Genomic DNA, 15,964 nt, shown 5'->3' with positions numbered 1-15,964 from the left:
GCTGTGACGGGCTGTGGCCCCTGCTGACACTGAGTCAGAGCCAGTTGCAGCGTCTGTCCCCGCTGCTGGATGCGCAGTCTGATGAGCGTCCGGAGAGATTACAGGATGCAGAGCCTGTGCTGCCTCAGGGAGACAATGTGACCTTTATCGGGCGTCCCGTCGGTGCGGATACGGCGGGTATACCGTCAGGTGACCTGCCGCCGGTGTTACAGCGTGCGCTGGATAAATTCACCCGGGACATCACGGCCAGTGCGAGAGAGGGGAAAATTGACCCGGTATCGGGGCGCGATACGGAAATCCGTCAGATGGTGGATATTCTCTCCCGTCGCCGCAAGAACAACCCGATTCTGGTGGGGGACCCCGGTGTGGGGAAAACGGCTCTGGTGGAAGGGCTCGCCCTGCGTATTGCGGAAGGTAATGTGCCGGAATCACTCAGACCCGTCACCCTGCGCACCCTTGACCTCGGCCTGCTGCAGGCCGGTGCCGGCGTGAAGGGTGAATTTGAACAGCGCCTGAAAAACGTGATTGATGCCGTGCAGCAGTCACCGGCCCCTGTTCTGCTGTTTATAGATGAAGCCCATACCCTTATCGGGGCCGGCAATCAGGCCGGCGGCGCGGATGCGGCCAACCTGCTGAAGCCTGCGCTGGCGCGGGGTGAACTGCGCACCATTGCTGCCACCACCTGGTCTGAGTACAAACAATACTTTGAACGTGACGCGGCCCTGGAGCGGCGTTTTCAGATGGTCAAAGTGGACGAGCCGGATGATGAGACGGCCTGTCTGATGCTGCGCTCCCTGAAATCCCGTTATGCGGAACATCATAACGTGCATATCACCGATGAGGCGGTACGTGCTGCCGTCACACTGTCGCGCCGTTATCTGACAGAACGTCAGTTACCGGACAAGGCCGTTGACCTGCTCGATACTGCTGCTGCCCGTGTGCGGATGAGCCTCGACACGGTGCCGGAACAGCTGACCCGTATCCGTTCACAGCTCGCTTCCCTCGGTATGGAAAAACAGGCACTGCTGGAAGATATTGCCGTTGGTCATCAGAATCACGGCGAACGTCTGTCTGCCATTGAGCAGGAAGAGAACGTGCTGATGACAGCACGTGATGACCTGGAGCAGCAGTACGCCCGGGAGTGCGAACTCACCGGTGAGTTACTTGAAAGCCGCCGCGATATTTCCCGCCAGAGTGAGACACATCACCTGCAGCAGGCACTGCACGACATTCAGCAGAATCAGCCCCTGCTCAGTGTGGATGTTGATGTACGCACCGTGGCCGGTGTGGTCGCGGACTGGACCGGGGTGCCGTTATCCTCACTGATGAAGGACGAACAGACGGAACTGCTGCATCTGGAAAAGGATATCGGCAGACGGGTGGTCGGACAGGACGTGGCACTGGAGTCCATTGCGCAGCGTCTGCGTGCGGCGAAAACGGGTCTGACATCCGGTAACGGTCCCCAGGGCGTGTTCCTGCTGGTTGGTCCCAGTGGTGTGGGAAAAACCGAAACGGCACTGGCGCTGGCAGACGTGATGTACGGCGGCGAAAAATCACTGATTACCATCAATCTGTCGGAATACCAGGAGCCCCATACGGTTTCCCAGCTTAAGGGCTCACCGCCCGGGTACGTGGGATACGGTCAGGGCGGTATTCTGACGGAGGCTGTGCGTAAACGCCCTTACAGCGTGGTGCTGCTGGATGAAGTGGAAAAGGCCCACCGGGATGTGCTGAATCTGTTTTATCAGGTATTTGACCGGGGCTTTATGCGCGACGGCGAGGGGCGTGAAATTGACTTCCGTAATACGGTCATACTGATGACCTCCAACCTGGGCAGTGACCTTCTGATGCAGCAACTGAGCGAAAAGCCGGAGACAACGGAATCGGAGCTGCATGAGCTTATCCGTCCACTGCTGCGCGACCACTTCCAGCCTGCCCTGCTGGCTCGCTTTCAGACCGTGATTTACCGTCCGCTGACACAGTCTGCCATGCGCACCATTGTGGAGATGAAGCTTGCACAGGTCTGTGAACGCCTGCACTGCCATTATGGACTGAGTACATCGGTTGATGAACGTGTGTACGATGCCCTGACGTCAGCCTGCCTGCTGCCGGATACGGGCGCCCGGAATGTGGAGAGTCTGCTGAACCAGCAACTGCTGCCGGTACTGAGCCGACAGTTGCTGAGCCATATGGCCGCGAAGCAGAAACCACAGGCGCTGACACTGGCATGGAGTGACGAGGACGGTATCGTGATTGAGCTGCGGCAGGAATGCGCGTTATGACAGGCTATGGCAGAAATCAGGACGCCGGCGCAGGTAAAAATCAAAGGGAAGAAGGCTCACTGCGGTTACTGACGCCGGGAGAGATTGTGCTGGCGAGGCTGGTATTCAGGTCGACAATCCCTTATGAAAAGGTCTGGATCCACCATGACAGTTTTCTGCCTTTTGGTCTTCAGAATAAGCAAACTGCCATGGCCCCCGATGGTGAGATTTATTTCCGTGAGCACTATCGGGATGATTATTCACTCAGCGTTCCCTTTTATCAGCATATGTTTATTCATGAAATGGCGCATGTCTGGCAGCGTGAAAAGGGAATGAATGTCATCGGTCGGGGGATGCTCAGTTGGGCTGTGAATTACCGTTATGTTCTGGACGGGCGTCTGTTAAGCGAATATCCCATGGAGCAGCAGGCACAAATTATTGCTGATCATTTTACTTTGCAGGCTGAAGGATACGGGACATGGTGTGATATGAGAAGGGATGGTGATATCACACTGGACGGGAATATGTCTGAGTATGTTATTCGCAGCCTGTATACCAGCACGTTGCGGGGGTTCCCATGGTGAAAATAAGAGCCTTTCGTTATCGTTCTGCTTTACTGCTCTGTCTGACGTTACTGACTGGATGCCCCGGACGCGGGGATTATTATCGGTTTGATGAAACAGTAACGGTCAGCACAAGAGGCGACAATGTGTGTTTCAGCGTCCCGGAGCCAGAGGACTACCAGCCAGTCAGCATTTCCATCGCTCCGCGGGGAACCCGATTCAGGGAGCGGCAAATTACATCTGAACCCTCGCTTCGTATCGTGAACGGCCAGCTGTGCATTCCGCCTTCATTCTATCTTTTTCCTGATAAAGGCCAGTTCATTGTCAGGTCTGTTCTGCACTCTGAGCGCGATAAGGACACACCGCGCATCATAGTTGCCGGCATAGAGATTGCTGACGGGTGTATTTTCGAGATCCCGCTTAATGACATGGAGGCCGTGAGGCCATACGGTGAGCTGAAAAGCAGTAATGTTCAGACTGACCAGAGCGAACGTCATGGTCCCTGCAAATACCCTTTCAGAGCTGTTCGTGGAGTGAAAAAATAATGAATCTCACTGACTCCCTGCAAAATGTTTTATCCGGGGCGGGAACCCTGAACCGCTACAGACTGGATATACCTTCCTGCCCGTCACCACTGGATGTTGAAGATTTCAGCGGAACTGAAGGCATAAGTAAGATTTACCAGTATGACATCATTTTTACCAGTACGGACAGGTATCCTGATGCTGCCTGGTTCCTGCGTAAATCCGCAACCCTGATAATGGGGACCGGATTACTGGGAAGCCTAACTGAACAGAAAAAAGTGCACGGTGTTATTACTGATTTCAGACGTATTTCTGGCTCTGAGGGCCAGGCACAATACCGGATCACACTTAAACCTTTCATTTCCCTGCTGGATAAACAGTTCCGTACACACCGTTTTTTCGTTAATAAATCAGTGCCTGAGGTGGTGGAGCAAATCCTGACGGAACACGGGGTGAAAGGCTGGGAGTATGAGTTCAGCCTCAAAAGGACGTATCCGAAGCGCGAACAGATTAACCAGTATCAGGAAAGCGATCTGAGATTTATCCAGCGCCTGCTGGCAGAAGTTGGCATTTTTTACTTCTTTACGTTGCACCCGGATGCACAGACAGAGGTGATCCACTTCGGTGACACCCAGGCGGCGTTGATATTTGATAAAACACTGCCCGTTAACAGCCCGTCCGGTATGAGTGACAGTGGTACAGACTCAGTATGGGCACTGAATGTGGAGCACCGGGTGGTGGAAAGCCGTGTTATCACGAACGACTATAACCACCGCGAGGCCCAGAACATACTGATGTCTGTACCGGCAGACATGACCCGTGGAGAAGGTTATGACACCAGTTATGGCGAGGTTTATCATTACCGGCCACGCCATACAGAAAGGGGCGATAAAATTGACCCTGCGCCGGAGACGGCTAACTTCTGGGCCCGGCTCGATCACGAGCGTTTTCTGGCTGAGCAAACACATATCACAGGTAAAAGTACCGATGCCAGTCTGTTACCGGCACAGGTGTTGACTATTACTGACAGTACTCCACCAGTGTTGCCTGCACCGTTACAGGAACCGGTTCTGCTCACGCAGCTTCTGTTCACCGGTAGCCGGAAGTCTGCGCTGCAGGTGATGCTGAGTGCTGTTCCCTACAGCGAGATTGTTTGCTGGCGACCACCGTTACTTCCTCGTCCGAAAATCACCGGGACCATGACGGCCCGTGTGACCAGTGCAAAAGAAGGGGATATCTACGCCTGGCAGGATGCATCAGGTATGTACCGGGTGAAATTTGATGCTGACCGTGATGATAAAAATCCAGGACAGGAAAGTATGCCGGTACGTCTGGCCAAACCCTACAGTGGTGATGCTTATGGTTTTCATTTTCCGCTGATTCAGGGAACGGAAGTGGCCATTGCCTTTGAGGAAGGTGATCCGGATCGTCCCTATATTGCGCATGCCCTGCATGATTCACGTCATGTTGATCATGTTACCGATAAGAACGGTACGCGCAATGTTATCCGTACGCCGGCAAATAACAAGTTACGGATGGAGGACAAACGCGGTGAGGAACATATCAAGCTCAGTACCGAGTATGGCGGTAAGACACAACTTAATCTTGGCCATAACGTTAATGCCTCCCGGGAACTCAGGGGAGAAGGCGCTGAGCTGAGGACTGATGACTGGATAAGTATCCGGGGAGGAAAAGGAATATTTATCAGTGCAGATATGCAGCCTCAGGCACAAGGAAAGATGCTGGATATGAATGAAGCTATCCGCCAACTGGAGCAGGCATTATCTCTGGCCCGAAGTATGGCGAAGGCCGCAACTGCTGCAAATGCTACTCAGGGAGATATAAGTTGTCAGCAACGATTGAATGCATCGCTAACAGATCTCACTGCGCCGGGAATGCTGTTGCATGCTCCTGATGGGATTGGCATGGTTAGTGCGCGGGCGTTACGAATTGCTTCGGGTAGTGAAAGCGTGGGCATAATGTCGGGAGATAACACTGATATTAGTGCCGGGCAGTCATTTACAGTTGTAGCAGAAGGTGCTGTTAGCCTGTTGAGCAGAAACCAGGGGATGCAACTGTTAGCAGCAAAAGGGCGGGTAAATATTCAGGCTCAAAGTGACGATTTGTCAATGAGTTCCCAACAGAATCTTGATATTCAAAGTTCTGAGGGCAAAGTGACTGTTTCTGCTAATCAGGAACTGATACTGGCATGTGGTGGAGCTTATATCAAACTAAGCGGTGGAAATATTGAGCTGGGATGCCCGGGACAGATCCTGTTAAAAAGCACGAATATGCAGAAGATGGGACCAACAAGTCTTGATATTGCGTCTGTTGAAATGCCGCGAGGGTTTGGGGGCGGTTTTATTCTTACCGATGAAGCGGGAGTGCCGCAACCTTCGACGCCTTATCGATTAACAACGGCTGAAGGTGATATTCTACAGGGGATCACCGATAAAAATGGTAAAACAGCGCCAGTCAACACCTCCATTCCGTCAGTAGTAAAAGTTGAGTTTGGGAAGGTAAAAATTCATGGAGAAACAGAATGACAAAATATCAGGGATATGACGTAACAGATGCCACCCATAAAACCAGTATTCATAATGACTGGAAAGTTGTTGTTGCAAAGAAAAAACCGGCGCGGGGTGTGACTTTAACCATTGGCATATTTTTCGATGGTACCGGAAACAATCGGGAGAATACAGCATCTCGTCTGATGAAATTTAATGAGTGTAGTGCAGCCAGACAGGGGGTAAATCAAAAAGATGCACAAAGCTGTGAGGACTTTCTTGAAGAAATTAACAAGAACAGTATCTCGAATGGCAGTTATCGTGGATATTATTCCAATATTCACTGGCTAAATTCACTTTACGTAGCAGATCAGACTTTGTTGGAAAGTCAGGTTGAAGCACAAATTCAGACTTACATTTCCGGGATAGGGACTGCGGCTGGTGAAGCAGATTCAGTCATTGGCATGGGATTAGGCACCAGTATTCTGGATATATTTGAAGGTGTGGTGACGAAAACCGACGAGGCAATGGAACGAATCACCCAGGCGTTATCAGAATTTATGGGGTTCAATTTAAATCCTGATTTTTGTATCGCAAAAATCCAGTTTGATGTTTTTGGTTTTAGCCGGGGAGCAGCGGCGGCAAGGCACTTTGCCAATCGGGTTATGGAACAGGATCCTGCTATTGCCAGAGCTATTGCTAAAGGGCTCAGAGGCGATTTTTATGATGGTAAACCTTCTGGTGAGGTCCGTTTTCTGGGGCTTTTTGATACTGTCGCAGCTATTGGTGGAATCAGTAATTTCTTCGATATTAATGGACGTAGCAACCCGGGAGTAAAGCTGGAATTGCGTCCTTCAGTCGCGAAGAAAGTTTTCCAGATTACTGCAATGAATGAATACCGATATAATTTCAGCCTGAACAGTATTAAAGGTATGTGGCCCGAACTGGCTTTACCAGGGGCGCATTCAGATATTGGAGGTGGTTACAATCCGGTAGGTTCACCTCTGCAGGAAAATGAAAGTCTGTTTCTGAGTTGCCCGGAATTTGAAATTGTCAGTGACGATACCAGAGAAACGGATACGCGAGTATACCGTAAAGCAGAGCAAGCCAGAAAAATGTTGATGACTCTGCCAGCCTTAAAACATATTTTGCCTCATGGAAAACTAACCACCAAAATTCGTTCCGTAGGTGTGAACAACAGTAATCAACGTCGGGCTGGCGTGATACAAAAGCAGGTGGGAGCCGTAGTATTTTTTGAGCGTATGGCAGTACCTAATGACTGGGCTAATGTTTGCCTGCGTGTGATGCTGGATGCTGCTCAGGAAGCAGGGGTATTGTTTGAACCAATTCGACAAACAAATACTGAGTTACAACTTCCATCTGAACTAATATTTCTTGCTGACAAAGCCATTGCTCAGGGAAAAGCGGTACGTTTGGGGCAAGAGCCTCAGGCTTTTACTGAGGAAGAGTTGTATATTATCGGAAAATACACCCATTGTTCTGCCAACTGGAATATTGAGTCTGATGGTAATTTATGGGTGGATCCTACAACGGGAGAGATTTTTATCCATCGCTTTGGTCCTAAAGGTAATAAGGCGTTCGTTTTTCCGAATAAACCAAATGATCGCTGGATTCGTTCTGTATGGTACATGGATGATCAGCAGCGATTGAATGATAACGCAGTAAAAAATACTAAAGTTATGATGTCTGGTGTTTAACGCTACAGGATGACAATACATGACCAGAGATAAAATCATTTTTATCGCACCATTATTGGCATTGTTAACTGGGTGTAATTCGGTTAGCTCACAGTATGCTGATTCGGATAAGACTGAATGGGGTTATAAAAAATTACCCTATGATGAATGGAAATTTCTCTTTATTTATCCAAAGGCTCTGCCTGCGCTGGCCACCCAGGCGTTGATGGTGGACGGGGAAGGTTATAAGACGACTTATCAGTATCTTGATACCACAAGACCGAGTCAGGTCAGTGTAGGGCGCTGGAATGACCATCTGGGCGCGACTGAGTCGTATTATAACAAGGGGAAAGCATTACCCCTGATGTTGCGTTTTTGCTGGGATTCAATAATTGATAAAAAGAGTTATGAAACTCTGATTTTTTTTAAAAAAGGGACCTGGGAGCAGATGGTTACGCCTTACACAGACAACCGCTGGAACGAAACCTATTATCGTTCAACGATGATTATTGGTCTGGCTCCTGAAGGGAAGGTAAGAGTCTGGCTGGGAGATCGCGGTAATCCGGTGGTACCTCAGTTGGATGCTAAAATTACTACAGTATCGGGTGATAAAATGAAGATGTGTAAGGGGGTTACTAAAAGTGATTTCTCATATGGATATGATGAAGATATTAAGGAGTTTATCAAAGATAAAACTTATCCTTACGGTAACTGGTGACTCAAAGTGAAAATTTATTTTTGAGAGTATTATGTCTAAAGGTTTTGTATTGCTTGGTGATAATACCACACATGGTGGTAAAGTTATTTCTGCATCTTCAACCATGATTGTCGATGGTAAAAAAGTAGCTCTTGTTGGAGATATGGTTAGTTGCCCTGTTTCCGGACATGGTACCAATCCTATTGTGGAGGGCTCTCCTGAATGGATATCTGATGGAAGAGCTGTTGTGATTGATGGATGTAAATGTCTGTGTGGGTGTAAGGTTATATCCAGTGCACCGGAATGTGCAATAGGATAAAACATGGGATGGAGCAGAACAAAATCATTATCAACAGAATTACCTCATAAACCATCAATGATGTTGTGGTTTATGACAGGGGCATTTATGGCTGTTGTTGGTGCTCTGTTGTTTATTATCCGGGCATCAGAATATGTGAAAGCATTAAATAATTTCAGTATCTGGTGGCTTGCATTGACTCCTCCGGGGGGCTGGTTTTTCCTGTTTTGCCTGCGACACTGGCAGTGGAGCAACCAGATGGATGAACATTTGTTTCTTAAAAAAGAGGGGGAGTATGCTCAGAAACAGTGGGAATCCTGGGCCGAAAGGTATCTTGTTATTACTGCCAGTTGTGTTTATTTGCCTGATAAAATAACGGTAGCTACTCTTTGTGATGAATTGCCTCTGCAGTACGGCCTTGTAAAGAAAATAGATTATATTTCTGACAGTGGGCATAAGGTTGAAGCCTCTTTACGTGTCTTGCTTAGGGAGATAACGGATAAATTTTGTCAGTTACCTGCCGCTCTCCCTGTAAATGTGACGCTGATAACCGATCAGCCTGATTCTGAAATCAGATCTGCTTTTGTTTCTGCATGGGAAGCGTTATTTCCCCAACGCGTCGTTCCTGACAATATCGAGGTTACTCCTGACTTTTCCATGGGGTGGGTTGATGAGCGTCTGAAACAACCAGTGCTGACTGTGGATTTGATACTGGTAATACAGCTTAATGGGGGAAATACATACTCTGACGGACTGGCTGCACTTTTGTTGACCAGCGATGATGTTGCGCAAAAATATAATCTGCCGCATTCAGCCCGTCTGCTACGCCCGATGTCGCTGGATATCAACAAGTTTAATGATGAATTCACACTTTTCCTTGAAACCCAGACAGCTGCCTGTCGTACCGCTCGTGTACTGGGGGACTGTTATCACTGGGAAAAGATTGCTGCACCGCTGATGACTATTGGAAACCAGTATGGTGCCGGATGGGAACCGTCCGGACGTATGTTACTGGAAAAATGGTGCGGTATCCCGGGACCTGCTGCTCCGTGGCTGCTTACTGCTCTGGCAGCCGATCTGGTCTGTCTTGGTAATGATTCTCTCCTGACTTTATTCTCATCCGGAGAAGAACATTTTATCAGTACTGTTACATCAGGAAACCAGAATGAATAAACTGGCCTGTCTGTCTGGTCGCTTTGGGCGACCGGGGATTGTATTTATTGGTGTGGCTGCGCTCTGGTGGCTGATAACCCGATATGGAGCATTTCTGGGGGCAGAAACACGCCGGGATCAAATACTACTGCTGATATTGCTGAGTCTGGGGTTGCTCTTTGTCTGTTACCTACCTGTGATGAAAAAATATGTTCAGGAGCTGACATATCGGCGCAGGGCCCGTAAGGAGCAAAGGTTACCTGACGATGAAGAGCGACTGGCTCAGACGCCACCGCGTTATGTTACTGTTCAGGATATTCGTCATACTCTGCGGCACCAGTATGGCAGATTCTGGGGACGTAAAATACGCATTCTGTTGATAACAGGTACTGCCTCAGAGATTGAGTTGCTGACCCCGGGCCTGACAGAACAGTTCTGGCAGGAAGAGCAGGGGACAGTGCTTCTCTGGGGAGGAGACCCCTCGCAGCCGGAAAACGCAGACTGGCTGACTGCGTTACGTCGTCTGCGTTACCGGCCTGCTGATGGCATTGTCTGGGTAACTTCCGGACTGAGTGAAGCATTATCCGCACCACTGACGGAAGATGCCCTTGACAGGGTTTCCCGTGCGGTCAGTTCATGTTGTGAGCGCCTTGGCTGGCGTCTGCCGCTGTATGTCTGGTCACTGCAGGAGAGCCCGGATGAGCGAGGGCGTATTACTCAGCCCGTGGGATGCCTTCTGCCGGCAGAATGTAGTTCTGACAAACTGAAAGCACAACTACAGGCCATGCTCCCCGGGCTTGTTGCTCAGGGGATACAGCAGATATGCAGTGCCCCTCGGTATTATTTTTTGTTGTCGCTGGCAGAGCGATTCAGACGAAATATTGATGCTGTGGTGGAGCCATTATCCGTATTACTCCGTCCATACCGTCAGTTGTTGCTGGCGGGTATTGTTTTCAGTCCGGCAACTGTCGGCGGTGAACGAAGTGTCAGACATCGCTGGCGAATGGATAACCGCTGGGAGGCGTTGCCGGAGACAGTGCAGCAATTACCTGTCCGGCTACAGCCTTCCCGCACAGGTCATAACTGGCGCAGAAGTCTGACTGTTATGGCGGTCATACTGATGATGGCTCAGGGAACCGGAATGGTGGTTTCCTTTCTGGCAAACCGGAGTCTGGTTGCTGAAGTGCAGGAACAGATTCGTCCAGTTCAGAACCAGCAACAGTCTCTTGCAGAACGTCCGCAGGCGTTGCTGAATCTGCAGAAATCCCTGGTCCGCCTTCAGTATCGTGAGGAGCACGGGGCGCCATGGTACCTGCGGGCCGGTATGAATCAGAATGCAGACCTGCTCGCGGTCGTAATGCCCCTTTATGCACAAAATGCACATCTTTTACTGCGTGATGCCGCTGCTGCTCATCTTGAGCAGCAGCTCAGGACATTTATTCGTCTTCCTCCGGACAGTCCGCAGCGGGGGAAAATGGCAAAAGCCGCCTGTGACCAGCTCAGACTGTATCTGATGCTGGCGCAACCGCAACATATGGAGCCCGCCTGGTTCAGTCGTACGCTCATGCGCGAATGGTCACAGCGTGACGGTGTGAGTGCCGCTTTCTGGCAGGCTAACGGCCCGACGCTGCTGGCGTATTATGCCTCCGGGATTATTACCCATCCTCAGTGGAAGCTGACGGCTGATGAAGAGCTGGTCAGCCAGAGCAGGACTCTGCTGCTTCGCCATCTGGGAACGCAGAACAGCGATGCCATGTTGTATCAGAAAATGCTGGCACGGGTGGCACATCAGTTTGCGGATATGCGTCTGACGGATATGACCGGTGATACTGATGTCTCCCGCCTCTTTTTCACCGAGGAAGTGGTTCCCGGTATGTTCACCCGCCAGGCCTGGGAAGAGGCCGTATTGCCGGCCATGGATACCGTGATTAATGAGCGTCGTGAAGAAATGGACTGGGTACTGACGGATGGCAGGCAGAAGGCACCGTCACCGGTATCGCCGGAAGCACTCAGACAGCGCCTGACAACGCGCTATTTTGCTGATTTTGGTAATGCCTGGCTGAATTTTCTGAACAGCCTGCAGTTACGCCAGGCTCAGACGCTGTCTGATGTGACAGAGCAACTGACGCTGATGGCTGATGTGCGCCAGTCCCCCCTGGTTGCACTCATGAATACGCTGGTGGTTCAGGGGCGTACTGGCCAGCCCCGGGAAGCAGTTACTGATTCACTGGTTAAATCTGCCAGAAACCTGCTTTCACAGGAAAAACAGCCGGTGACAGCGCAGGAAAGCCGGCTTCACGGTCCTCTGGCGACGACTTTCGGGCCGGTGCTTGCACTGATGGATAATCAGAACAACAGCGCGGATATGCTGAATCTGCAGACGTATCTGACCCGGGTGACACAGGTTCGTCTGCGTCTGCAACAGATTGCCGGTTCTTCTGACCCGCAGGCCATGATGCAGATGCTGGCACAGACAGTATTGCAGGGGAAATCGGTTGATTTAACCGATACCCGGGATTACGGCAGCCTGACCGCTGCCGGACTCGGACAGGAGTGGTATGGCTTCGGACAGACGGTCTTTGTTCGCCCGATGGAGCAGGCGTGGCAGCAGGTTCTTACACCCGCGGCAGAAAGTCTGAATACCCGGTGGCGTACTGTGGTGGTGGATGGCTGGAATAATGCATTTTCCGGGCGTTATCCGTTTAAAAATGTCAGCAGCGATGCTTCGCTTCCCCTGCTGGCAAAATACCTGAATACGGACACAGGACGTATTGCCCGTTTTCTGCAGAATAACCTGAGTGGTGTGTTGCGCAGGGAAGGCAATCGCTGGGTACCGGATACCATTAATACCCGGGGACTGACATTCAATCCTGCGTTTCTGAAAGCCATCAATACCCTGAGTGAAATAGCGGATGTGGCGTTCACCACAGGTAACGCGGGGCTGCATTTTGAGCTGCGCCCGGGAACTGCTGCCGGTGTGATGCAGACGACACTGATAACCGATAATCAGAAACTGATTTATGTTAATCAGATGCCGGTATGGAAGCGATTTACCTGGCCGGCTGATACGGAAGCACCTGGCGCCAGTTTAAGCTGGGTAAGCACTCAGGCCGGTACCCGTCAGTATGCAGACCTGCCGGGAAGCTGGGGATTGATACGTCTGCTTGAGATGGCCCGACGGAAAGCCGCACCGGGCGTTGCCAGTGGCTGGAGCCTGAGCTGGCAGGCGCAGGACGGTCGTATGCTGAATTACACACTGCGAACTGAAGCGGGGGAAGGGCCGCTTGTATTGCTGAAACTCCGCAATTTTGTTCTGCCGGAAACGGTTTTCGAACTCTCCGGCACGTCGGCGTTCACAGGCAATGACGAAGATGCCGGGGATTCCGTGGAGGAGACTGACTGATGGCTTCCATTCATTCGCTCCTCAGTGTATGCCAGACGACACCCCGGGATGTGGCTGAACCGGCTCAGGCGCGTATTGCGCTGTGGGATAAATGGCTTGCTCCCGTGACGCCAGATAATCCCGCAGGTGATGATGCGGGGTACGATGATGATTTTCAGCAGATGCGTGAAGAGGTCAATAAACTCTCCGGAGCCGATGCCGGAATTGTCAGCCAGCTTGCGGAAAAATTACTGACCACCAGAACCAAAGATATCCGGGTGGCAACCTGGTATATCTGGGCCCGTCTGCGGCAGGATGGTGAAAAAGGGCTGGCCGACGGTCTGGAGCTGCTGGCCGGTTTGTTGCAGCGTTTTGGAGAGCACCTGCATCCACAACGGTCACGGGCCAGGAAGGCGGCGCTGGAGTGGTTATGCAGTGCCCGCATACTGGACAGTCTGTCTCTGTATCCGGAAGTGGTGAAGGCGGATACCCTGCGCATTGCCGGGGCGCTGTGGCTGACAGAACAGACTTTTACGGATGAGGCTTCCGCCCCGGTGCTGAACGGGTTATATCAGGCACTTGAAAATCGCCTGATGAAGGCCGGTGGTGTTGATGCAGTGGTGCCTCAGGAGGCTGCCGCGCCGGCACCGACGATAACATCCGGCAGCGTCACGGCACTATCTGCCATCACCTCCGGGCAGGAACTGCTGTCACAGGCTCGTGTTCTGGCAAAATATCTGCGTGACCAGCCTGAGGGCTGGCTGGCGGCTCATCGGCTGATGAAAAGCGTCCGGCATGACACGCTGCATCAGTTACCGCCGTTATCTGCTGATGGACGGACCCGTATTGCCCCACCGGGGCCGGACCGGCGTGCGTCACTGAAACGGTTGTGTCTGCAGCAGAACTGGTCGTCACTGCTTGAGCAGTGTGACGATATGTTTGCCCGGGGAGCCAGCCATCTGTGGCTGGACCTGCAGTGGTATATTCATCAGGCGCTGTTGCAGACCGGAAAAGAAAATTATGCTGCCATTGTTCAGTATGACCTGAAAGGATTGCTTCTGCGCCTGCCGGGGCTTGAGACACTGGCTTTTAACGACGGCATGCCGTTTGCCGATGACGTGACGCTGAGCTGGATACAGCAGCAGGTGATGGAGTGTGGTGAACGCTGGGCGGAAGAACCGTCTGTAACGATAACGGCAGCCCCCGGAGATAACGACATTTTATCTCTTGAGCCGGAAGTCCTGCAGATTGCGGATAATGAAGGAACAGAAGCCGCTTTAAGCTGGTTACAGGCACGTCCCGGTATTCAGTCTGACCGCAGCAACTGGCTACTGCGCCTGTTGATGGCCCGTGTTGCCGAACAGACTGGAAAAAATGACCTTGCCCTGCATCTGCTTGCGGAGCTGGATGAACGTGCAACCCGGCTGACCCTGTCACAATGGGAACCTGAACTGGTATTTGAAGTAAAAGCCCGCCGCCTGAAACTGTTACGTATGAAGTCTGCAAAAACTGAAAGTGACAGAGTGCGCCTGCAGCCTGATATGGAACATCTTCTTGCCGGGCTCATCGCTATTGATGCTGCCAGAGCTGCCGTGTTGTGCAACCCGGGGAGCTCATGAGATGTCTGTCATGCATTATCTTCAGGACAAAACATTTCAGGATATAGTTAAAAATCTGGTGTTACCGCTTCTGTCGATCATTATTATTCCTCTTGTCAAATGGTTTGTGCAGCATTATGGCTATGCGCCGAATATCAGGAAATACAGATTTGAGAAAATCCCTGTATCTGAAAAGGAGTCCTTTCTTGCCCGTATTGACAAACTGACAAAAGAGCCAGCAACGAAAAATACACTGGTAAGAATAAAACTCTGTTATGAACAGATGGGGATTTATTTGCCAGTATGGCATTGTAATCAGCTCATTCGTTACATGTCAGACCAAAATATCTGTTCAATGGATGTAAGATTGCATTATTTTCTTAAATATCCTGTGTTAGGAATGTTTTTAGATAACGATTTTAGTATTAATTTTAAACGTGTATATAGGTCGCAGTTGGCAATTTTTATATTTGGTGTTTTGTCTTCCGGGATTCTGATTATTTCTGGATGGAGCACGATGGCCCCTTTTTCTCAGGGGTATCAGACAGTATTATATCATTTATTTTTTCTGATTTATTTGGTGATAATATTTCTGATAATTATATTAGCCTGTAACACGCTTATGGAAATCAGACTTGCCGTTCAGTTCGGACGATTGTTTGAGGCATGGCTGAAGTCAGAGCGCGAGTCTCCGGAACAGTTAGCTTTATTCTGAGAAGATAATGGACGATTTAACCCTGCGTTATTTTGACGCTGAAATGCGTTACCTGCGTGAAGCCGGAAAGGCGTTTGCACAGGCTCATCCCGATCGGGCGGCGATGCTGGATCTCGATAAAGCGGGTACGCCTGATCCCTGCGTGGAACGCCTGTTTGAAGGTTTCGCCTTTTCCATGGGACGGCTGCGCCAGAAAATCGACGATGATTTGCCGGAACTCACCGAAAGTCTGGTCAGTATGCTCTGGCCTCATTACCTGCGTACTATCCCGTCCCTGTCGGTGGTGGCACTGACCCCCCGGTTATCCGTCATGAAAATGGCTGAAACCGTACCAGCCGGACTGGAAGTGACTTCCCGCCCTGTTGGCTCCGGAAATACAGTCTGTCGTTACCGTACCACCCGGGCCATACCACTGAATCCACTGGCAGTGGAGAAGGTCGTCATGACTACGGAGCCGGACGGGCGCTCAGTGCTGAAAATAGGTTTTGCCTGCAGTGAACTGGCTGACTGGTCTCAGGTCGATTTGCATCGTCTGAGCCTGTATCTGGCAGCAGAAGCCCCGGTCAGCAG

General features: G+C 50.9%; 12 protein-coding genes. All 12 read left to right on the top strand.

Annotated features, from left to right (window positions below):
• Window positions 1-2,282 (top strand): type VI secretion system ATPase TssH (tssH, locus tag FFT88_RS23955; RefSeq protein WP_135405970.1); only part of this gene is annotated, 2,282 nt, incomplete at its 5' end.
• Window positions 2,279-2,845 carry a type IV secretion protein Rhs gene (locus FFT88_RS23950; protein ID WP_135405969.1) on the top strand — a complete coding sequence of 189 codons (567 nt, stop codon included), beginning with the start codon at window positions 2,279-2,281 and terminating at the stop codon, window positions 2,843-2,845. The genes tssH and FFT88_RS23950, both read left to right, overlap by 4 nt.
• A complete protein-coding gene (locus FFT88_RS23945; RefSeq protein WP_135405968.1) occupies window positions 2,839-3,369 on the top strand; it encodes a putative T6SS immunity periplasmic lipoprotein in 531 nt (176 codons plus the stop codon). The genes FFT88_RS23950 and FFT88_RS23945 overlap by 7 nt, the downstream gene beginning before the upstream one ends.
• Window positions 3,369-5,894: a type VI secretion system Vgr family protein gene (gene vgrG, locus FFT88_RS23940; protein ID WP_135405967.1), complete on the top strand. Its 2,526-nt coding sequence runs from the start codon at window positions 3,369-3,371 to the stop codon at window positions 5,892-5,894. Before FFT88_RS23945 ends, vgrG begins: the two co-directional genes overlap by 1 nt.
• A complete protein-coding gene (gene tle1, locus FFT88_RS23935) occupies window positions 5,891-7,573 on the top strand; it encodes a T6SS effector phospholipase Tle1-EAEC (protein ID WP_033884764.1) in 1,683 nt (560 codons plus the stop codon). Before vgrG ends, tle1 begins: the two co-directional genes overlap by 4 nt.
• A 19-nt stretch (window positions 7,574-7,592) precedes the next feature.
• Window positions 7,593-8,270 carry a T6SS immunity phospholipase A1-binding lipoprotein Tli1-EAEC gene (gene tli1 / locus FFT88_RS23930; protein ID WP_016237387.1) on the top strand — a complete coding sequence of 226 codons (678 nt, stop codon included), beginning with the start codon at window positions 7,593-7,595 and terminating at the stop codon, window positions 8,268-8,270.
• Window positions 8,271-8,301: 31 nt separating this feature from the next.
• Window positions 8,302-8,568 (top strand): PAAR domain-containing protein, encoded by a 267-nt coding sequence (locus FFT88_RS23925; RefSeq protein ID WP_000033410.1) that lies wholly within the window; start codon window positions 8,302-8,304, stop codon window positions 8,566-8,568.
• A 3-nt stretch (window positions 8,569-8,571) separates the two neighbouring features.
• Window positions 8,572-9,720 (top strand): type VI secretion protein, encoded by a 1,149-nt coding sequence (locus FFT88_RS23920; protein ID WP_171026937.1) that lies wholly within the window; start codon window positions 8,572-8,574, stop codon window positions 9,718-9,720.
• The gene (locus tag FFT88_RS23915) at window positions 9,713-13,102 is read left to right on the top strand and encodes an ImcF-related family protein (protein WP_135405966.1); all 3,390 of its coding nucleotides are present in this window, start codon (window positions 9,713-9,715) and stop codon (window positions 13,100-13,102) included. Before FFT88_RS23920 ends, FFT88_RS23915 begins: the two co-directional genes overlap by 8 nt.
• On the top strand, window positions 13,102-14,700 hold the full coding sequence (gene tssA, locus FFT88_RS23910; RefSeq protein ID WP_135405965.1) for a type VI secretion system protein TssA: 1,599 nt from the start codon (window positions 13,102-13,104) through the stop codon (window positions 14,698-14,700). The genes FFT88_RS23915 and tssA overlap by 1 nt, the downstream gene beginning before the upstream one ends.
• Before the next feature lies 1 nt (window position 14,701).
• Entirely contained in the window at window positions 14,702-15,394 is a 693-nt protein-coding gene (locus FFT88_RS23905) for a type VI secretion protein (RefSeq protein ID WP_171026936.1), read from the top strand.
• Between the two features lie 7 nt (window positions 15,395-15,401).
• Window positions 15,402-15,964, top strand: a 563-nt coding sequence (locus tag FFT88_RS23900; RefSeq protein WP_138352579.1) for a type VI secretion system baseplate subunit TssF, incomplete at its 3' end; no start/stop codon positions are given.

It is taken from the genome of Escherichia sp. E4930, assembly GCF_005845405.1.
GTDB lineage: Bacteria > Pseudomonadota > Gammaproteobacteria > Enterobacterales > Enterobacteriaceae > Escherichia.
This window is presented reverse-complemented; position numbering and strand designations above follow the sequence as displayed.

What these genes read in the sequence shown, in the direction of transcription:
- tli1 (WP_016237387.1), top strand. Translation starts at nt 7,593, where the DNA reads ATGACCAGAGATAAAATCATTTTTATCGCACCATTATTGGCATTGTTA.
- vgrG (WP_135405967.1), top strand. Translation starts at nt 3,369, where the DNA reads ATGAATCTCACTGACTCCCTGCAAAATGTTTTATCCGGGGCGGGAACC.
- FFT88_RS23905 (WP_171026936.1), top strand. Translation starts at nt 14,702, where the DNA reads ATGTCTGTCATGCATTATCTTCAGGACAAAACATTTCAGGATATAGTT.
- FFT88_RS23945 (WP_135405968.1), top strand. Translation starts at nt 2,839, where the DNA reads ATGGTGAAAATAAGAGCCTTTCGTTATCGTTCTGCTTTACTGCTCTGT.
- FFT88_RS23950 (WP_135405969.1), top strand. Translation starts at nt 2,279, where the DNA reads ATGACAGGCTATGGCAGAAATCAGGACGCCGGCGCAGGTAAAAATCAA.
- tssA (WP_135405965.1), top strand. Translation starts at nt 13,102, where the DNA reads ATGGCTTCCATTCATTCGCTCCTCAGTGTATGCCAGACGACACCCCGG.
- FFT88_RS23915 (WP_135405966.1), top strand. Translation starts at nt 9,713, where the DNA reads ATGAATAAACTGGCCTGTCTGTCTGGTCGCTTTGGGCGACCGGGGATT.
- tle1 (WP_033884764.1), top strand. Translation starts at nt 5,891, where the DNA reads ATGACAAAATATCAGGGATATGACGTAACAGATGCCACCCATAAAACC.
- FFT88_RS23920 (WP_171026937.1), top strand. Translation starts at nt 8,572, where the DNA reads ATGGGATGGAGCAGAACAAAATCATTATCAACAGAATTACCTCATAAA.
- FFT88_RS23925 (WP_000033410.1), top strand. Translation starts at nt 8,302, where the DNA reads ATGTCTAAAGGTTTTGTATTGCTTGGTGATAATACCACACATGGTGGT.